Origin of the sequence: Streptomyces sp. NPDC059037 (assembly GCF_042740015.1) — a bacterium.
Lineage (GTDB): Bacteria > Actinomycetota > Actinomycetes > Streptomycetales > Streptomycetaceae > Streptomyces.
Genome location: NZ_JBHYIG010000003.1, coordinates 32,301 through 51,046 on the forward strand (window position 1 = coordinate 32,301; position 18,746 = coordinate 51,046).

The 18,746-nt window shown below is 71.8% G+C and carries 17 protein-coding genes and 1 pseudogene; 9 read left to right on the forward strand and 9 right to left on the reverse strand.

The window, feature by feature from the left end; translation table 11 throughout:
* Positions 1-847, forward strand: an 847-nt coding sequence (locus ACFWY6_RS01280) for a metallophosphoesterase (RefSeq protein WP_384684854.1), incomplete at its 5' end; no start/stop codon positions are given.
* Here the strand turns inward: ACFWY6_RS01280 and ACFWY6_RS01285 are convergent.
* Both ACFWY6_RS01285 and ACFWY6_RS01290 read right to left on the reverse strand, forming a co-directional pair.
* Positions 813-1,286 (reverse strand): hypothetical protein, encoded by a 474-nt coding sequence (locus ACFWY6_RS01285; RefSeq protein ID WP_384684857.1) that lies wholly within the window; start codon positions 1,284-1,286, stop codon positions 813-815. The genes ACFWY6_RS01280 and ACFWY6_RS01285 overlap by 35 nt on opposite strands.
* Positions 1,279-2,022 (reverse strand): cupin, encoded by a 744-nt coding sequence (locus ACFWY6_RS01290; RefSeq protein ID WP_384684860.1) that lies wholly within the window; start codon positions 2,020-2,022, stop codon positions 1,279-1,281. The genes ACFWY6_RS01285 and ACFWY6_RS01290 overlap by 8 nt, the downstream gene beginning before the upstream one ends.
* 160 nt (positions 2,023-2,182) lie before the next feature.
* Between ACFWY6_RS01290 and ACFWY6_RS01295 the strand changes: the two genes are divergently transcribed.
* Both ACFWY6_RS01295 and ACFWY6_RS01300 read left to right on the forward strand, forming a co-directional pair.
* Positions 2,183-4,150 carry a zinc ribbon domain-containing protein gene (locus ACFWY6_RS01295; RefSeq protein ID WP_384684863.1) on the forward strand — a complete coding sequence of 656 codons (1,968 nt, stop codon included), beginning with the start codon at positions 2,183-2,185 and terminating at the stop codon, positions 4,148-4,150.
* A gap of 176 nt (positions 4,151-4,326) precedes the next feature.
* Positions 4,327-5,172 (forward strand): annotated as a pseudogene (locus ACFWY6_RS01300) (Gfo/Idh/MocA family oxidoreductase); the annotation flags it as partial.
* Between the two features lie 73 nt (positions 5,173-5,245).
* On the opposite strand, the gene ACFWY6_RS01305 reads toward ACFWY6_RS01300, so the two are convergent.
* Positions 5,246-6,691 carry a glyceraldehyde-3-phosphate dehydrogenase gene (locus ACFWY6_RS01305; RefSeq protein WP_384684866.1) on the reverse strand — a complete coding sequence of 482 codons (1,446 nt, stop codon included), beginning with the start codon at positions 6,689-6,691 and terminating at the stop codon, positions 5,246-5,248.
* 94 nt (positions 6,692-6,785) lie between these two features.
* A complete protein-coding gene (locus tag ACFWY6_RS01310; RefSeq protein ID WP_384684869.1) occupies positions 6,786-7,328 on the reverse strand; it encodes an FABP family protein in 543 nt (180 codons plus the stop codon).
* 150 nt (positions 7,329-7,478) lie between these two features.
* Here ACFWY6_RS01310 and ACFWY6_RS01315 point away from each other — a divergent pair, with 150 nt between their 5' ends.
* Positions 7,479-8,960, forward strand: coding sequence for an amidase (locus ACFWY6_RS01315; protein ID WP_384684872.1), 1,482 nt, complete (start codon positions 7,479-7,481; stop codon positions 8,958-8,960).
* A 41-nt stretch (positions 8,961-9,001) separates the two neighbouring features.
* Positions 9,002-9,397, forward strand: coding sequence for a molybdopterin-binding protein (locus ACFWY6_RS01320; protein ID WP_384684875.1), 396 nt, complete (start codon positions 9,002-9,004; stop codon positions 9,395-9,397).
* On the opposite strand, the gene ACFWY6_RS01325 is transcribed toward ACFWY6_RS01320, so the two are convergent.
* Positions 9,363-9,887 (reverse strand): molybdopterin-dependent oxidoreductase, encoded by a 525-nt coding sequence (locus tag ACFWY6_RS01325; protein WP_384684878.1) that lies wholly within the window; start codon positions 9,885-9,887, stop codon positions 9,363-9,365. The genes ACFWY6_RS01320 and ACFWY6_RS01325 overlap by 35 nt on opposite strands.
* A gap of 299 nt (positions 9,888-10,186) precedes the next feature.
* Here ACFWY6_RS01325 and ACFWY6_RS01330 point away from each other — a divergent pair, with 299 nt between their 5' ends.
* Positions 10,187-11,491 (forward strand): phytase, encoded by a 1,305-nt coding sequence (locus ACFWY6_RS01330; protein WP_384684881.1) that lies wholly within the window; start codon positions 10,187-10,189, stop codon positions 11,489-11,491.
* 26 nt (positions 11,492-11,517) lie between these two features.
* Here ACFWY6_RS01330 and ACFWY6_RS01335 read toward each other — a convergent pair whose 3' ends face one another.
* A complete protein-coding gene (locus tag ACFWY6_RS01335) occupies positions 11,518-13,167 on the reverse strand; it encodes a penicillin-binding transpeptidase domain-containing protein (protein ID WP_384684884.1) in 1,650 nt (549 codons plus the stop codon).
* Positions 13,168-13,253: 86 nt separating this feature from the next.
* Here ACFWY6_RS01335 and ACFWY6_RS01340 point away from each other — a divergent pair, with 86 nt between their 5' ends.
* Together ACFWY6_RS01340 and ACFWY6_RS01345 are read left to right on the forward strand one after the other, a co-directional pair.
* On the forward strand, positions 13,254-14,216 hold the full coding sequence (locus ACFWY6_RS01340) for a LysR family transcriptional regulator (RefSeq protein WP_266872916.1): 963 nt from the start codon (positions 13,254-13,256) through the stop codon (positions 14,214-14,216).
* Entirely contained in the window at positions 14,213-15,103 is an 891-nt protein-coding gene (locus ACFWY6_RS01345) for a serine hydrolase (RefSeq protein WP_384684888.1), read from the forward strand. The genes ACFWY6_RS01340 and ACFWY6_RS01345 overlap by 4 nt, the downstream gene beginning before the upstream one ends.
* Here the strand turns inward: ACFWY6_RS01345 and ACFWY6_RS01350 are convergent.
* Entirely contained in the window at positions 15,087-16,181 is a 1,095-nt protein-coding gene (locus ACFWY6_RS01350) for an aldo/keto reductase (RefSeq protein WP_384684891.1), read from the reverse strand. The genes ACFWY6_RS01345 and ACFWY6_RS01350 overlap by 17 nt on opposite strands.
* A 118-nt stretch (positions 16,182-16,299) precedes the next feature.
* Between ACFWY6_RS01350 and ACFWY6_RS01355 the strand changes: the two genes are divergently transcribed.
* Entirely contained in the window at positions 16,300-17,166 is an 867-nt protein-coding gene (locus ACFWY6_RS01355; protein WP_384684894.1) for an AraC family transcriptional regulator N-terminal domain-containing protein, read from the forward strand.
* 5 nt (positions 17,167-17,171) lie between these two features.
* On the opposite strand, the gene ACFWY6_RS01360 is transcribed toward ACFWY6_RS01355, so the two are convergent.
* Positions 17,172-18,272: a sulfite oxidase gene (locus ACFWY6_RS01360; RefSeq protein WP_384684897.1), complete on the reverse strand. Its 1,101-nt coding sequence runs from the start codon at positions 18,270-18,272 to the stop codon at positions 17,172-17,174.
* 57 nt (positions 18,273-18,329) lie between these two features.
* The gene (locus tag ACFWY6_RS01365) at positions 18,330-18,614 is read right to left on the reverse strand and encodes a hypothetical protein (RefSeq protein ID WP_384684899.1); all 285 of its coding nucleotides are present in this window, start codon (positions 18,612-18,614) and stop codon (positions 18,330-18,332) included.
* Positions 18,615-18,746: the final 132 nt, after the last annotated feature.

Consider the following 18,746-nt stretch of genomic DNA (forward strand, 5'->3'; position numbering starts at 1 on the left):
GCCCAGATCGCCGCCGAGATGTCGCCGAGGCGGTTGCCGGGACGCGGGGGGGGGGGGGGGGGGCGCCCCCCCCCCCCCGGGGGGGCCCCCCCCCCCCCCCCCCCCCCCCCCCCCGCGGGGGGCCCCCCCCCCCCGCCCCCTCGACCGGGCGCTCGGCCGAGTCCTCGCGCTCGACCCCCGCCCGGACTGCATGGTGATCACCGGCGATCTGGTGGATCACGGCAGTCCGGAGGAGTACCGGATCCTCCACGAACTGATCCGCCGGTTTCCCCTCCCCCTGCACCTGGTGGCAGGCAATCACGACGAACCCGATGCGCTGCTGAACGAGTTCGCCGGAACGCGCTTCGTCGGGGAGGGCGAACAGGCCCACTACGGCGTGGACTTCGCCGCGTTCACACTCGTCGTCCTGAACTCACAGGTGCCCCACTCAGGAGGCGGGCACCTCGGAGCCGCGCAACTGGACTGGCTCGACGGGGCCCTGGCCCGTCGGCCGTCGACTCCGGCCGTCGTCTGCCTGCACCATCCGCCGATCGCGATCGGCATACCGTTCCTCGACGGGATGCGGCTCGACGACGGCGAGGAGCTGGGTCGGGTGCTCGCCCGGCACGGGAATGCCGCCCGCGTTCTGGCGGGGCATGTGCACCGCCCCATCATCGCCCCCTTAGCGGGCAGCACCCTGGCCATCGCCCCCAGCACCCACCTCCAGAGCGGCCTCGCGCTGCGCCACGGCGTCCCCAACTACCTCCCGGAACCGACCTCCTTCCTGCTCCACCTCCTCGTCGGCCCCTCCTGGATCACCCACACCGTGCCGGTCAGCCACGCCTCGGCACCGATCGGCGGTTTCTAGGAAGGCCGTCCATGTCTCGTACGTTGCGTACGTCGATGGCCGTGAGCGCCAGGGCCAGCGGTCCCGGCGCCAGGAACGCGAGCGGCAGCATCATCCAGGCGCACAGCACCGCGGCGCGCCAGTCCGTGAGGGACGCGGGGCGGGCGCAGGCGCGCAGCCCCACGATCACGGCGCACGCCCCGATCGCCCCGATCGCCCCGGCCGTCACGGCGAACACCCGCGCCCCCGGCAGCCCGGCCCCCGCAAGCGCCAGGTCCGCCGCGAACAGCAGCACCCCGGCTAGCGCGACGGCACCCGCGGCGAGGTCACCGGCACGGAACCGTTCACGCAGCAGCGCCAAGTACCGCCCTGCCGTGGCGGGTTGAGGCTCACGGGTGGAGCGGACCACCGCGCGGGCCGTGGAGAGCTGGGGCGCTTCTGTTGTGGGAGCGTTACTCACCGTGGTACGGGAGCGTGGTGCCCGGCAGTTCGTACTCGTCGCGGCGGCCGCACATGCCGTAGCCGCCGCGCCGCGAGGGAGCGGTGTCGTACGAGCCAGACCCCGCGAGGTAGTCGGGGCTGCCCGCCTCCAGCGCGGCGAGTTGCGCGCCGGTGCGCTCGGCCGTGGCCAGCGCGCCCGCCCGCCACAGCTCACGCCACGTGGGGACCTTGTCCCGCACGAGCCGGGCCGCGGTCTGCTGGAACTCCAGGTACGGGCCGTTGTCCCCGGCCCTGAGCGCATCGCGCAGCGGCAGATAGCCCTCGACGGCCAGGTCGCGGCGTTTGCGTGCGGCGGCCTCCGCCTCCGGGCCGGACTTCGCAGGGAGCCGCGCCGCCGCGGCGTACCGCTCGGGATCGGCGAGCACGTCGGGCGGGAAGGTGAAGACCGCGTCCCCGGCCTCGGGCAGACCACTGTTCTGCATCAGCACGGTGATCCGCAGCTCCCCGCCCTGCACCATGCGGTGCACGGTGCCCGGCGTGAACCAGGCGACCGAGCCCGCCTCCAGGGGGACGTCGCGGTAGCCGTCGGGGCTGAGCGTCTGGACGGCGCCGCGGCCGCCGGTGACGACATAGGCCTCCGTGCACACCAGGTGCAGATGAGGGCTGCCGCCGCACACTCCGTCGGCGGCCTCCCAGTCGTAGGCGCTGAGGTGCGAGAGGCCGACGGCCCCGGGCAGCGGGTGCGGGAGGCTCATGTGATTCCTCTGGTATCCGTAGTGATGGCTCATCTGTTGGTGTCATGTCGTGTGTCCGGTACAGGCCTCGGTGCCGTAGGTGAGTGCGTGGATCGAATGTGTGACCTTCTCGCGGGCGTGTCGTTGATCGGATGACAGCACCACGGGTGAGGGGGCGTTGGTGAGCCGGAAGCTGCCGCAGGCCGAGGGCGAGACGGCCCGCACCGCATGCGCCCGCGGCGTGCTGCGCACCTCGGTTGACGAGAAGACCAGCGAACTCCTCACCCACACCACGCTGGCCGAGCGAGTCGGCTGGACCGTGGACCTGGTGTCCGGCATGGTCAGCACGCTCACCGGCAAGCACTGGAATGCCGCCGATGTGGACGCACTCGCCTCCGGAGAAGACCCCGGCGGCCGGAGACTGCCGTCGAATGCCTGGATGGCGCTTCGCCGCCTGGGCTGGACCGCCACACCACCGGAGGGAATCCGGGTCAATGACCGCATCGTGCGCATGGCCCAGGAACAGGCCGGGCGGACGCTGCGCTCGGCGAAGTGGCGCGCCAACCTCACCGCCGGGGTGCTCGCGACCTGGCCCGCCGACCCCGCCAAGCGCAGCCCCAAGGAATGGGACGCAGTACGGGAGGCGGTACCCGGCGGGCGGGCTCTGCCGTCCGGCGTCATCACATCCCGCACCCGGCAGATCGCCGCCTTCGTCAAGAAGCACGGCCGGACACCGACTGACGGGTTCGAGGTGGAGGCTGCGCCCCGGACGGCGCACATGCTGCTGCTGTCCGCCTGCGATGGGCAGCAGGCCACCATCGAACGTGCCGACGAGCCGGGCCGGGCGCTGCTGCGGCTGCAACTGCCGACCCGCCCTGATCCGCGGTCCTACACGGACTGGACGTGGGTGGCCTGCCCCATCAAGCTGCCGCCGACGATCCCCGCCGGTTCGGTTCTCCACCTGCCCACCCTGCGCATCCACCAGGGCAGAGTGCGGGCCGATCTCGCCTACACCCACGCCGTCCCCAAGACGCAGCACAGCGGACACACAGTCGCACTGGGCGTGGACTGGGGCCTGAACACCCTGCTGTCCGCCGGAGCCGCCCGGCTCTACGCAGACGGCACCATCACCGCCCTCGGTAGCGGCGGCATGTTCCGCGCCGCCGGAGTTGTGGCGAAACAGCACCGGATGCGCCGCCAGTCCGAGCACCTGCACGCGAAGGCCGACCACTACCAGCGGCTCATCGGCGGGACCGAACAGCACCATCTGGCCGGTCGGCATGCGGTCCTGGCCGACGAGCTCCGGCACGTGTCCGACCGGCGGTCGAACCTCAACGACGCCCTCGCGTGGGCTGCCGCCCGCTGGGCCGTCGACCAGGCCATCGCCGCCGGAGCGAGCGTCATCTACGTCGAAGACCTCCGGTCGATGGAAGCCCGCAGCATGGGCCGCACCCACAACACCCGCCTGTCCCAAGCGGTGCGCGGCCGGATTGTGGACCGGATGCGGCACGTCGCTGCCGAAGCCGGTATCGCCGTGGTAACCGTTCCGGCGCGGGGCACGTCCAGGTACTGCCCACACTGTTTGGACGTGCTGCGGCACCGCAAAGCCCCCGACCGGCCCACCACACCCGGTTGGAAGTGGGCGCTCTGCGGCTCCTGCGGCTGGCAGGGGGACCGAGACACAGGTGCGTGGAAACGTATCGCCGCCCGCGGCCTCACTCACCAGGCCAAGACCGTCGTAGACCGCGCCAGCGGGGCCATGACGATCCGCGCCGTGATCGACAAGCTCGAAGCGGACGCGGTCATCACCCCCGCGCCGAAGACCAGCCGGGACCGATCCAAGACCGGGCCCACCCGGCACCATTCCACACGTCCGACGCCCAGGCGACGCCGGACACCCTCCCCCGCCAGACCGCGCGGTCTGGCGGGCAAGCGTCCGGAGGGACACGCTCACAAGGACCGGACCCGGCTGCCTCGCGCAGCCCACCGGCACCAGGGCGTGACAACGATCAGCGCACCTTCCACAGCCGGTCACCGGCCACGAGGAGCAGCACAGGGTGCGGGCTTTCACCTGCACGCTCACGCCACCCCTCCACGATGGGCAGAACCCGAGCCAGACACCACGTCTGACACGGGATCACCAAGCTAATCAGAGACGCTCACCATGTCAGTCCCTTCAGGTGCATTACGGCGCGGTAGGCGAAGTACTCGCCGGGTGCCGGCTCGAAGTCCCCGAAGAAGGCCCAGGAAATGCGACGGCCGGAATGGGCTCGGACCTCATGAACCAGTGCGACGCGTGGATCGCGCTCGCCTTGTCGAGGTTCCTTCGAGTGGCTGCTCGATCTGCGGCACGGCGCCGACTACTTCCGCCGCTGGCACCGGAACAAGGCCAACTCCGGCGGCCTGATGGTGCACAAGGCGACCCACCACTTCGACCTGGTCAACTGGTGGCTCGGCACCGAGCCCGAGACCGTGTACGCGCAGGGCGGGCTCTTCTTCTACGGCGCGGAGGCGGGCCACCGGCGCGGCCTGGCCCGCGACTACACCCGCGCGCACGGCTCGCCCGCCGCCGAGAGCGACCCCTTCGCCCTCCGCCTCGCCGGCTCGTCCGCGCTGACCGCCCTCTACCTGGACGCCGAGGCGGCGGACGGCTACCACCGCGACCAGAACGTGTTCGGCCCCGGGGTGAGCATCGAGGACGACATGGCAGTGCTCGTGCGCTACGCCTGCGGCGCGACCCTGACGTACCACCTCACCGCGTACGCACCGTGGGAGGGCTACCGGATCGCCTTCAACGGCAGCGAGGGACGCGTCGAGCTGCTCGTCGAGGAGTCCACCTGGACCCGCCCCGACGTACGGACCGACGGCGCGAGCCCGGTGCTGCACGGCGCGGCGGTCGGCGACGAGGCCGGCCGCACCCGGCTCCTGGTGCGCCGGTTCTGGGAGGAGCCGCGCGAGGTGAAGGTGCCCACGGGCGAGGGCGGGCACGGCGGCGGCGACGTACGCATGCTCGCCGACCTCTTCGGCGAGCGGTCGCCCGGCTCCACGGACCCGCTGGGGCGCGCGGCGGACGCCCGGGACGGGGCGCGCTCCCTGGTCACCGGGCTCGCCGCGAACGAGTCGTTCGCGACGGGGCTGCCGGTCGACGTCCGGGGCCTGCGGGCCGCCTGAACGACGACGATCCGGTGCCCCGCAGCGCGGGACACCGGATCGGTCGTTCTTCAGGCCTTGTGAACCCTCAGGATCAGACCTGCGGGACCGGGTAAGTCGGGTACTCCACCCCGGAGACGGTCTGGACGACCCGGATGACCTGGCACGAGTAGCCGAACTCGTTGTCGTACCAGAGGTAGAGGATCGCGTTGTCGCCGTCGACCTTGGTGGCACCGGCGTCGACGATCGAGGCGTGACGCGAGCCGACGAAGTCCATGGAGACGGCGTCGGGGGCCGTGGTGAAGTCGATCTGACGCTTGAGCGGCGAGTGCAGCGAGACGTCGCGGAGGTACTCGAGGACCTCGTCGCGGCTGGTCTCGCGGCCCAGGCGCAGGCTCAGGATGGCGATCGAGACGTCCGGGACGGGGACGCGGATCGAGCTGCCGGTGATCGGCGCCTTGAGGTCGGGCAGCGCCTTGGCGACGGCGGAGGCCGCACCGGTCTCGGTGATGACCATGTTCAGCGGCGCGGAGCGGCCGCGACGGTCGGCCTTGTGGTAGTTGTCCAGCAGGTTCTGGTCGTTCGTGAACGAGTGGACGGTCTCCACGTGGCCGCGCAGCACGCCGTACTCGTCGTCCATGGCCTTCAGCGGCGGGACGATCGCGTTCGTGGTGCACGAGGCGCAGGACAGGATCTGCTCGTCGGGCTTGATCGTGTCGTGGTTGACGCCGTGGACGATGTTCGGGACGTCGCCCTTGCCCGGAGCGGTCAGGACGACCTTGTCGATGCCGGGGCGCAGGTGCTTGGAGAGACCCTCGCGGTCGCGCCACTTGCCCGTGTTGTCGATGAGGATGGCGTCCTTGATGCCGTACGCCGTGTAGTCGACCTCGGACGGGTCGTTGGCGTAGATCACCTTGATCGCGTTGCCGTTGGCGAGGATCGTGCTGGTCGCCTCGTCGACGGTGATCGTGCCCTGGAACTGGCCGTGGATCGAGTCGCGGCGCAGCAGCGAGGCGCGCTTGACCAGATCCTGGTCGCCTCCACCGCGTACGACGATGGCGCGCAGCCGCAGTCCGTTGCCGGAGCCGGCCTTCTCGATGAGCAGGCGGGCGACGAGGCGGCCGATACGGCCGAAGCCGTAGAGGACGACGTCGCGGCCCTCCTGGCACTCGATCTTGTTGGCACCCGTGGCACCGGCGACGGCCTCGGCGGTGAACGCCTCCACCGTCAGACCGCGGTCGTCGGACTTGTACGTCGCGGCGAGCATGCCGATGTCGATCTGGGACGGGCCGAGATCGAGCGTGGTGAGGGCCTGCAGGAACGGCAGCGTCTCGGTGACCGAGAGCTCCTCACCGGCTATCTGCCGGGCGAAGCGGTGCGTCTTCAGGATGCTGACCACCGACTTGTTCACCAAGGAGCGGCTGTGCAGCAGGATCGTCACGTCCCGCTCACGGTGCAGCTTCCCGATGATCGGGATCATCGATTCCGCGATCTCCTCGCGGTTTTTCCAGTTGGTGAACGAGTCGTCATTGACAGTCACAGGTTTATCTTTCGAGCTAGGCGGCGCTCATATGGTAACCCCTGGTCACTTTGATCTTTCCATGGGGTACGTCACAGCGCCGCCCGCGCCCGCCCTACGGCTTGCGGCTCAGGTGTGCGGAGAGGTGGTGCTGCAGCGGCAGGCCGACCGCCGCGAGGTCGTGGACGAAGGTGAGCGTGCCGTCGTCGGTCAGGGTGTAGCGGCGGCGGGTGGCCTCGACCTCCTTGGCGGTGGGGGTGCGGGCCACGTCGCAGGTGGAGAGGTCGACGGTGCCGTCGGCCGCATGCCCGACCGCGATCTCCGCGATGCCGGTGGGCTGGGTGATCAGCGCCTCGACCCGGCCGTCGGGCTGCAGCCGCCACCAGCCGCTCTCCCGGGCCGACGGACGCAGCGGCGCGCCGTCGGCGTCGAGCAGCCAGGCCCGCGCCTCGTAGTGCAGGAAGGGGCGGCCGTCGTGGCTGAAGGTGACCACCTGCGCGTACGTGAAGTCCCCGTCGATCGTCGGGTACTCGCCTTCGCCCCGGCCGTGCCAGGTCCCCAGGAACCCGAGCACGGGCGCGAGCAGGGCATGCGGCGCGGGCTTCTCGTCCGGTCCGTGGGCGTCGGGGTACGGGTACGCGGGTGCGGGGTCGAACACGGGGTGCGCTCCTGGGGTCGGGGTCGGTGCCTGGGGAAGCCTAGGGCGGCGGTCCACCCCGTGGCGGGAAGCGGCCGCCCCATTCCTATGCCGACCGTCCACGATCTACGCTCCACGGGACCATGGTTTCTGGCTCTCAGGGGGTACGCGGTGGAGTACGGCGACTACAGGGCTCATGACGCGGTCGGACTCGCCGAGTTGGTGGCCCGGGGCGAGGTCACGCCGGGCGAACTCCTGGAGGCGGCCGTCAGCCGTTCCGATGCCGTGAACGGGAAGATCAACGCGATCATCCGGCCCATGCATGACATCGCCCGCGAGCGCGCCGCCCAGGAGCTCTCCGGGCCGCTCGCCGGAGTGCCGTTCCTGATCAAGGACTTGATGCAGGACTACGCGGGCCGGCCCACCGGACGCGGCTCGCGCGCCACCCAGGCGGACGTGGCCGCCGAGCACAGTGAGGCGGTGCGGCGCTGGCTCGAGGCGGGCCTGGTGATCTTCGGGCAGACCAATGTCCCCGAGTTCGGCATCAAGGGCATCACCGAGCCGGAGGTCACGGGCGCGACCCGCAACCCCTGGAACCTCGCCCACACGCCGGGCGGTTCGTCCGGCGGCTCCGCCGCGGCGGTGGCCGCGGGCATCGTCCCCGCGGCCGGGGCGAACGACGGCGGCGGCTCGATCCGCATCCCCGCCGCGTGCTGCGGCCTGTTCGGCCTCAAGCCGGGGCGGGGCCTGGTGCCCGCGGGTCCCGGCCACGCCGAGCTCCTCCTTGGCGCCGCGAGCAACGGCGTCGTCTCGCGTACCGTCCGCGACAGCGCGGCCCTCCTGGACACGCTCACCACCCGCCCCGATGCGGGCGGGCCGTTCCTTGCCGCGCGCCCCGACACCCCGTACGCGGAACTGGCCCGCCGCACGCCCGGCAGGCTCCGCATCGGCGTCAGCACCCGCTCCCCCATCGGCACCCCCGTGGCCCGGGAGGCGGTCGAGGCCGTCGACCTCGCCGTGAAGCTGCTCACCGGGCTCGGGCACGACGTCGAGGAGGCCGAGCCGCACATCGACGGGGTGCGTCTGGCCGACGACTTCATGTCGATGTACGCGGTGGCGGAGGCGGCGACCATGGCGGAGATCAAGCACCGCACCGGCGCCGAGGACGACCGGTTCGAACTCGACACCCGTCTGATCGCCGCCGCGGGCAACGCGGTGAGCGCGACGGAGTACACCATCAGGCACGCCCGCTGGAACACCTACAACCGCCGCCTGGCCGCCTTCCACGAGCGCTACGACCTGCTGCTCACCCCGACCCTTGGCCGTGCGCCGGTCCGCGTCGGCGAGCTGGACACGCCGTGGCTGACGCGGAAGGTCGGTGCGGGGCTGCTGAAGGCGGGCATGGCGGGCCGGCTCAGCAAGACCCGGCTGTGGAGGCGGGCCGTGGTGGAGAACCTGGCTCCGAACCCCTTCACGCAGCTCGCCAACATCACCGGCCGCCCGGCCATGTCGGTGCCTCTTTACCGCACGCCGCAAGGTCTGCCCCTGGGCGTGCAGTTCGTGGGCCCGCTGGGCGGCGAGGGGCCGCTCCTTGCCCTGGCCACTCAGCTCGAAGGGGCCGCGCCGTGGGCACACTTGGAGCCCCGGCTGTGACCTGCCGCGGCACCCGGCCGACGCCCGGCTAGAGTTCCGCCGTGCCGACGTACAGCATTGGTCAGGCCGCGCGCCTGCTGGGAGTGAGTTCGGAGACCGTCCGCCGGTGGGCCGACGGCGGGCGGCTCTCGATGGAGCGGGACGGCTCGGGGAACCGGGCGATCGACGGCGTGGGCCTCGCGCGGTTCGCCGTGGAGCGGGCGCAGGGCCAGGGGCCCGATGACGACGCGCCGCAGACGTCGGTGCGCAACGCGCTCACGGGGATCGTCACGGCTGTGCGGTCCGACGGTGTCGTCGCCCAGGTGGAGATCCAGTCGGGTCCGCACCGGCTCGTGTCGATGGTGACCCAGGAGGCGGTCGATGAGCTGGACCTCGCGGTCGGGGTCACCGTCACCGCACGCGTCAAGTCGACGAACGTACACGTCGATCGGCCCTAGGAGGCGACGGCTTCGCGCTCTTCGTCGGGGGCTCGTAACGGCCGTCCACATGAATGGCCCGGATGCCGCTGATGTGCCGTCCCCCGCAGCGGTCCTGCGGCAGGACCAGCTGCGGGCCGGCCCGGTCGAGCGGGGTGTCGTCGATGCCGACGGCGAGCAGGACGGGCGCCCGGCCGAAGTCGGGGTCGATCTCGGCCCAGGACAGCAGGCCGTGATGGCCGTCCGCGCCCGTCACCGCGATCAGGAACCGCAGCCGGTCCTTGCGCCGCGCCGGGTCGAAGCCCGGCCCGGCGTCGGACAGCACGTCGTGCAGCAGCGGCCCCTCGAAGAGGTGGTGCCGCATGCCGCTGGTGGCGCACTCGAAGCTGACCCGCACCCGATGCTGCGGCCAGGCGAGCAGATCGGCCACCGTCAGCCGGGCCGGACGCGCGACGTCACCGGTGAGGGCGAGCTCCGCCACTGGTCCTGCGGCCGTGAGGGACTGACTCACTGGCTACCACCTCCCGCAGGACCGTACCCGGACAGCGGCCCGCCGGAAACGCAGATGCCCATACGTTCCTGAGTTCAGCCCAGTGGATGGGATGCAGAAGGCGTCAGGACCCTCTCATTCGCACATCATCGCCCATCCCCCTGGTGTCGACACGGCCCCACGCGGCGGATTCCCCAACTGCCGCTCCAGCACCGCACGTTCACGTCCCGCACACGACCAGGTCGCGTTACCTCCGGGCAAGACTTCACACACGGGCCGCACACTCGCCCCTGCCTCTGAGACATGAAGGAGTCCCCCACGTGGTCACGTCCCCCAGCGCACGGCCGGCACGGCTCGCGCTCGTCACGGCGGTCGCGGCGCTCGCCGCCACCGCCGTGCCCTTCCAGGCCCTGGCCGCCTCGCCGCCGCCCGCCGTCACGCCGCGCTCCGAGACCCCCGCGCTGCACGACGACGAGGCGGGCGGTGACGCCGACGCGGACGACCCGGCGATCTGGCGCAACGCCGCCGACCCGGGGCGCAGCCTGGTGATCGCCACCGCCAAGCAGGGCGGTCTGCGCGTGTACGACCTGGACGCGCGCGAGGTGCAGTCGGTGCCCGCGCCCGCCGCTCCGGGCCCCGATCACGCGCCCGGCCGGTTCAACAACGTCGACCTCGTGCACGGTCTGCGGCTGTCATCGGGCCGGGCCGACCTGGCCGTCACCAGTGACCGCGGCAGCGACCGGCTGCGCTTCCACCGCATCGACCGCGACCGCGCGGGCGGCCCGCTCACCGACGTCACGGACCCGGCCGCGGCCCCGGTCTTCTCCTCCTCGCAGGCCGAGATCGACGAGCAGCGCACCGCGTACGGCCTCGCCACCTGGACCGACAAGGCGACCGGCCGCTCCTACGCCCTGGTCAGCCGCCGCGAGCGCACCGCCATCGCGCTGCTCGAGCTCACGCCCGGTTCCGGCGGCACGGTCGGCTACCGCAAGATCCGCACCCTCGACCTTCCCGCCGACTTCCGTCTGCCCGACGGGAGTTCGTGGTCCCCGTGCGGCGAGCCCGGTGAACTCCCGCAGGTGGAGGGCATGGTGGTCGACCCGGCCACGGGCACGCTGTACGCGGGCCAGGAGGACGTCGGCATCTGGCGGCTGCCCGCCGACCTGACGGGCAAGCCGCAACTCGTCGACAAGGTCCGCGAGTTCGGCGTCCCTGGCACGTACGACGAAGAGACCGAGGAGTGCACTCCGGGCGCCGACCCGGGCTACGGCGGCACCCGCATCTCCGCCGACGTCGAGGGCCTGACCCTGGTGAACGAACAGGACGGCGACGGCTACCTCCTGGCCTCCAGCCAGGGCGACAACACCTTCGCCGCCTACGACCGCGAGGTGTCCGACGCCAACGAGTACGAGGGCGGATTCCGCGTCACCGCCGCCCCGTCCGGCGTCGACGGCTCGGAGGAATGCGACGGCGCGGCCGCGCTGAACGCCCCGCTGGGCTCCCGGTACCCGAACGGGCTGCTCGTCGTGCAGGACGGCCACGACGCCCCCGGGGACGGCGAACGCCCTTCCACCAACTTCAAGTTCGTGGATCTCGGTGACGTAATGGACGCCGTCGACGACTGACGATCAGCGCCAGGACGTCCGCTCCGTCACGAGGGGTCGCCGGGGACGGATTCCAGCAGGCTCCGCACCACGGGGCCCGCGGACCGTCCGCCGGTGACTCCCTTCTCCACGACGCAGGCGATCGCGACATTGCCCCGACGGGCCACCAGCCAGCCGTTGTTGGGGGTGCCTTCGGCGACCTCGGCCGTGCCGGTCTTGGCACCGATGTCGCCGGGCAGATCGGAGAGGAGGTCGGCCGTGCCGTCGGTGACGGTGGCGCGCATCATCGTCCGCAGATCGCCGACCACGTTCTTGGGCAGGTCCGTGGTGGTCGTGGTGTCCTTGGAGCCGCGTACGAGAGTCGGCTGGCGGAACGTCCCGGAGGCCGCGGTCGCCGTCACGGACGCCATGATCAGCGGGTTGGCGAGGACCCGGCCCTGCCCGATCATCGAGGCGGCCTTCTCCGTCTCGTCACGGGGCTCGGGCACCGAGCCGTCGAACGACGGGACGCCGGTGTGCCATTCCTGGCCGACGCCGAAGTACTTGCCCGCGACATCGCCCATCTCACGGTCGCCGAGCTTGCCGCGCAGGCTGATGAAGGCGGTGTTGCACGACTCGGTGAAGTCCTCCAGGAAGCTGGCGCCGCGGTGCTCGGAGGTCTCCACGTTGTGGAACTCCTTGCCGACGGTCAGGTACTTGGGACAGTCCACGGTGTCGTCCGGCGCGACGTCGCCCTTGAGCAGCAGCGCGCTGGTCGTCACGATCTTCCAGGTGGAGCCGGGCGCGTAGGTGCCGGAGACGGCACGGTTGAAGCCGGACGGCGAGTTCGCCACGGCAAGGATCTCGCCGTTGTCGACCCGCAGGGCGACCAGCGCGGCGTCCTTGCCGTCGGTCTCGTCGGCGAGCGCCTTCTCTGCCGCGGCCTGCCAGGTGGGGTCGATCGTGGTCCGCACCGCCTCGTCGGCGGGTCGGGACGGCTTCTTGCCGAAGGTGACCTCCGTCTTCCTGACGTCCCCGGAGGTCCGGTCGACGAGGTGGATCGCGCCGTGCGGTCCGGCCCCGGACGCCACGGCGACCTCGGAGAGAACCGGGGCGAGCGATGGATGCGTGTCGGCCGACAGGGCCTTGCCGTCGCGGTCGACGGCGCCCGGCCCTTCGGTGTCCTCGCGCTCCAGACGGAACTTCTCGCTGCCGCTCAGGTGCGGGTGCACGAGTGAAAGGCGCCAGTCCACCCTCCATCGGCCGTTCTGCTCGCGCAGGGGCAGTTGTGATGTGTACGTCCAGGTGCCGAGGCCCTTCACGGGCATCTTGGCGGTGAAGGGAACGGTGACGGTGCCGTTCTCGGCAAGCTTCGCCTTGGCCGCCGCCACGCTCAGGGCGGGCTTGCTGATGTCGAGCCCGGCGGTGAAATTGCGCAGGACCTGCTGTGCCTCGCCGGGCTTGGTGGTGCGCGCCCCCGCTTCCGGGAGGCGGCCGCCCGCCCAGTCGGCGAGGAAGGCACGCGCCTGGGTCAGGGCCGCCGGATCGGGGGCGTCAGGACCGGAGTCGAAGGGACCGAGGTCGGCGGCGTAGGCCCCGCCCGCGACGACGGCGAGCGCCACGGCCGCCGCGACGGCGGCCCGCAGCGCCTTGCGCGGCCCGCGGCGGTAGGTGGTGGCGGATGGAGTGGCAAAGGGCCGGTGGCCTGTATCGGTCATGCCAGGCAGGAGAGCAGTCGCTCGTCACGTATGTCCAAGTTCCCTATCAATCTTGGATTGATACAGATGAGATATCGTTGCTGCTCATGGACCTGGTGCGGCACCTGGAGTGCTTTGTGGCTGTTGCAGAAGAGTCACACTTCGGCCGCGCCGCCGCCCGTCTCGGGATGGCCCAGCCCCCGCTGTCGCAGCGCATCCAGCGTCTGGAGCGCGAGTTGGGGGTACGTCTCTTCGATCGCACCAGCAGGCAGGTGACCATCACCAAAGCCGGAGTGCTGCTCCTCGACGAGGCCCGTGCGCTCCTTGCGCGGTCCGATGCCCTGATGGCCACCGCCCGCCGCATCCGGGACGGCGAGAGCGGGCTGCTGCGGGCCGGTCTGTCGGCCGACATCGGCGGGGAGACGGTGGCCGCGATCATGGCGGACTTCCGGCAGCGGCACGTCGGCGTGGAGCTGGAGCTGCACGAGCTGTCCACCGCCCAGCAGCTGGCCCGGTTCGCCTCGCACGACCTGGACGTCGGGCTCATCCACCACCCGTGCGACATCACGGGGCTCGAACTGGGGCCCGTGCTCCGCCGCGAGCTTGGCGTGCTGTTGTCGCGCGCCGCGCCGCAGGCCGCGCTCGGCGAGATTCCGCTGGCCTCCCTCAGCGGATACGACCTGGTCCTCTTCCCCCGCGCCGGGGCGCCCGCGCTGCACGACGACATCCTGACCACCTGCGCCCGGGGCGGCTACTCCCCCGCCACCGTCCGGCACGGCCAGGGGTCCAGCTTCGTGCGGGGTCTGGTTCTCTCGGCGAACGCGGTCGCCTTCAGCCCCCGGGACGTGCACCCCTCCGGCGACCGGGACCCGGACGTCGTCTGGCGCCCCCTCACCGGTGCACCGCTCGCCTGGCGGCACTCCGTCGCCTGGCCGCAGGGGCACCGGGACTCCGCCGTCAGCACCTTCGCGGACGCGGCGACGCGCGCCCTGCGCGACACCGCGGGGGCGAGCGCCGACCCGCCGTCGCGACCTCTCCACCTGCGCCCCGCATCGGAGTTCTGGCTGTGAACGACACCCTCAACCGCATCCGCACGGCCTTCGCCGAAGCCGGCGTCACCGGCTGGCTGCACGCCTGCGACATCGACTCCGGCGCGGAGATCGACGCCGGCGGCGACCATCCGGTCGTCACGGCGAGCGTCCACAAGCTCTGTCTCCTTGTCGCCCTCCACCAGCGGGCCGCGGCCGGCGGCCTCGACCTCACCGAGCAGGTGGAATGCCCGCTGACGGACCGCGCTCCCGGCGGGACCGGGCTCGCCGCCATGCTCGATCCCGTCCGCATGTCCCTGCGCGATCTGGCGTACTCGATGATGGCGGTCAGCGACAACGCCGCCGCCGACCTGCTGCTCGACCGGGTCGGCATCGACGCCGTCAACCGCTCGACCGCGGACCTCGGTCTGAGCCGCACCCGGGCGCTGCACAGCTTCGGCGGGCTCCTGGCCACCCTCAGGGAGGACACGGGTCCTGGCGGTTCCCAGGTCCTGACGGACCCTCATGTCATCGGCAGGCTAAGGGCGTTGGACCCCGCCCGGTCCAATCGCAGCACCCCGCGCGAGATGACCCGGCTGCTCGGCGCGGTCTGGCGCGACGAGGCCTGCACGGCCGAGCACGGGGCGGCCATCCGCCGTGTGCTCGGCCTACAGGTGTGGCCGCACCGGATGGCTTCCGGCTTCCCCTTCGACGACGTACACGTGGCGGGCAAGACCGGCAGCCTGCCGACGCTGCGCAATGAGGTCGGCGTCATCGAGTACCCCGACGGCGGCCGGTACGCGGTCGCCGTGTTCACCCGCTCCGCCGCCACGGCCGCCGTCCTGCCCGCGGCCGACGCGGTCATCGGCACGACGGCCCGGATCGCCGTCGACGCGATCCGGGCCGCAGGCGTCACCAGGACGGCATGATCGCCTCCGGGTAGCGGGACCCCGCGCCGCCGTGCGGCAGGATCTCCTGGACGCGGGCCAGGTCCGCCGGTGTGAGCGTGAGGTCCGCCGCCGCGACGTTCTGCTCAAGACGCCGTGGATCACGCGTCCCCGGGATCGGCACGATGTCGTCGCCCTGGGCAAGGAGCCAGGCGAGCGCCAGTTGGGTGACGGACGCGCCCTTGGCTTCGGCGAGGGCGGTCAGCTCGCGGACCGCGGCCAGGTTCCGCTCGTAGTTGCCGGGCTGCCAGCGGTCGTCCCAGCTGCGCATGTCGTCCGCCGGGTACTCGGCGGCGGGCCGCACGGCACCGGTGAGGAAGCCGCGGCCCAGCGGCGAGTACGGCACGAAGCCGATGCCGAGCTCCCGCACCACGGGCAGGACGTCCGCCTCCACGGCCCGCTCGAACATGGAGTACTCGGTCTGCAGCACCGACACCGGATGCACGGCGTGGGCGCGCCGGATGATGTCCGGCCCCGCCTCGCTGAGCCCGAGATGGCGCACCTTGCCTGCGGCGATCAGCTCGCCGATCGTGCCCGCCACGTCCTCGATCGGCACGTCCGGGTCGACGCGGTGCTGGTAGAGGACGTCGATGCGGTCGGTGCCGAGGTGGCGCAGGCTGTTCTCGGTGACCTCGCGGATGTGCTCGGGCCTGCTGTTGAGCGCGTAACCCTCCGCGTTCTGCGGGGCGTTCATGTCGAAGCCGAACTTGGTGGCGAGCACGATGTCGTCGCGGAAGTCCTCGACCGCGCGGCCGAGCAGCCGCTCGTTGCTGCCGGTGCCCATGCCGTACAGCTCCGCGGTGTCGAAGAGCGTGACGCCCAGTTCGTACGCGCGGCGGATGGTGGCGATGCCGCCCGGCTCGTCGCCGGCGCCGTACGCCATCGTCATGCCCATCGTGCCGAGACCGATCGCCCCGGCCTCCAGGCCCTGTGTGCCGAGCTTGCGCCGGGGGAGGTTCTTGCCGTGCCGGTCGTGCTTGCCGTGCTTGCCGTGCTTGCCGTGCTTGCCGTGCTTGTCGTGCTTGTCGTGCTTGTCGTGCTTGTCATCGTTCTGTGTCATGCCGTCGACGCTAGGAGCGAACGCACCGCGCGGCATGGGGCGACGGCCGCATAGTCTTGCCTGATCCTCTCAGTCGGGGAACACCTGATCCTCCAGCTCGGGGGACAAAGGAGCCTGCATGCTGGACCAGCTCGCTGCGGCCATCGCCCGGCACACCAACGGCACCTGGTCCGACGGCGCGGTGCCCCGCCTGACCGTGGTCGCGCTCGACGAGCCCGAAGCCCCCGCCGACCTCCTGTACGAGCCGATGATCTGCTTCACCGTCGAGGGCGCCAAGCGCGGTGTCGCGGGCGACCGGAGCTGGGTGACGGGGCGCGGCCAGATGTTCTTCAACTCCGTCGCGATGCCGGTCACCGCCACGTTCGAGGAGATGCCGTACCGCTCGGCCGTCATGCGGCTCGACGCCCAGGTCATCGCCGATCTGCTCGTCGAACTCGACGGCGCCGCACCGCGTACACCCGCCGCTCCCGGCGGGCAGCTGACCGCGCCGATGACCCCGGACCTCGTCGACGCGGTCACCCGCTGGGTGCGGCTGCTCGACACCCCCGAGGACATCCGCCCGCTCGCGGCCCGCATCGAGGGCGAGATCCTCTACCGCCTGCTCGGCAGCCCGCTCGGCCCGCTGCTCCGTGATTTCACCCTGACCGACTCCAGCGGGGCGCGGGTGCGCGCGGCGGCCCGGTGGATCTGCGCCCATTACGCCGAGCCGCTCGCCGTCGACACGATCGCGGCGGTGGCGCACATGAGCACCGCCACCCTGCACCGCCACTTCAAGGCCGCCACCGGGATGAGCCCGCTGCGGTTCCAGAAGCAGCTGCGGCTGCGGGAAGCGCGCCGGCTGCTGGTTGCCGGGGACGGCACGGCCGTACAGGCCGCGCAGGCCGTCGGGTACGTGAGCGCGACGCAGTTCAACCGCGAGTACCGCCGTGCCTTCGGGCTGCCGCCCGCGCAGGACGCGACCCGGCTGCGTGCCTCGGATCGATGAGCCGGTCAGCGGCACAGGACCGGGACGCGTTGCACGAGGTTGTTGCCGAAGCCTCCCCGGTTCCAGGGCTGTTCGAGGGGCTGGATGTGTCCGTCGGCGTCGGATGCCCGGACGGTCAGGGTGTGCCGGCCCGCCGTCGCGTGCCACGTGGTGTGCCAGGCCTGCCATCCCCAGCGGTGCGGGCCCCGTCCCGCGACCTCGGCGTCGGTCCAGGTGCGGCCGTCGTCGGCGCTGACCTCGACCCGGGTGACCGGCCCGTATCCCGACCAGGCGCGTCCCGCAAGATCGACGGGTCCGGGGCGCACGACCCGTACGCGTGACATGAAGTCCGGGAAGCCGGGCGGGACCAGCAGGGCGCGCGGGGCGATCCGGGTGACGGGCTCGCCGGGCTCGTCGGGGGACTGCCGGAACCGGTACGCCACGGCCTGCTGGAAGCCGGTGAACGGGGTGTCGGTCAGTTCGATGTGGCGGAGCCATTTGACGTGCGCCATGCCGTACCAGCCGGGGACGACGAGCCGCAGCGGGTAGCCGTGCTGGGGCGGCAGCGGGCCGCCGTTCATCGCGTACGCGAGCAGTACGTCCGCGCCCACGGGGAGTTGCAGGCTGCGCCGGTAGTCCTGCTCGACGCCGCGCTCGACTCCGTGGTCAGCACCGGTGAACACGGCCTCGACCGCGCCGTCCTCGACTCCAGCCGCCGCGAGCACCGTCCGCAGCGGTACGCCCGTCCAGTCGGCGGTGCCCACCGCCTCCACCAGCCAGGGCTGGCTGACCGGGCGCGGGCTCAGCCGGGCGCGGCCGTTGCCCGCGCACTCCATCGTGACCCGGTGGGTGACGGCCTGCAGCGCCCGCAGTTCCGCGAGGCTCAGTTCCAGGGGCGTACGGACCTGTCCGCCGACGGAGAGCCGCCAGGTGTCCGCGTCGGCCGCGGGGATGTCGTAGTGGACCAGCACGTAGTGGAGGCCGGGCGGTGTGACGTCGTAGCGCAGCGCTTCCAGCGGCAGCCCGTGATTGCGTGCCGCCAGGCCCAGCTCTTCCTCGCTGATGCCCTCGTCGGCAGCGGCGACGCGTCCCGGTGTGCTGACATCACCGAGGGATGTCCGCTCCATGCCTCCATCGTCGCCCGTGCGGGCCGGGCCCGCACGGCAAACGGCTTCGCGCGACGGTCAGGCTCCGGGGATCCAGTAGTTGTGCACGGAGTCCACCTTGGGCTGTCCTCCGGGACCGGACATGCCGAGTCCCTCGGCGACGGGCATCAGCTTCCCCATGAACGTCTGCATGTGCTGCTCGGACTCCCAGAGGTCGTAGATGTCCAGGCCGTCGCTGCGCGGGACGCAGACGTGGGCGATACAGCCCTCGAAGATCTCGGGCGTTTCCTGGAGCTTCCCGTTGAGGGCGTCGTACTGGTCGGTGGTGGTGCCCGTGAGGGAGGCGTGCATGAAGATCGCCATGGCGGCTGACTCCTTGTGTGACGAGGGGGTGCGATTTGTGTGACGAGGGGGTGCGATGAAGGGCATGTGGGGGGCCGCCGCGAGGCGGGCCGCGGCCGCCGCTCTATGGCCAGCACAGCACGCCCGTACGCC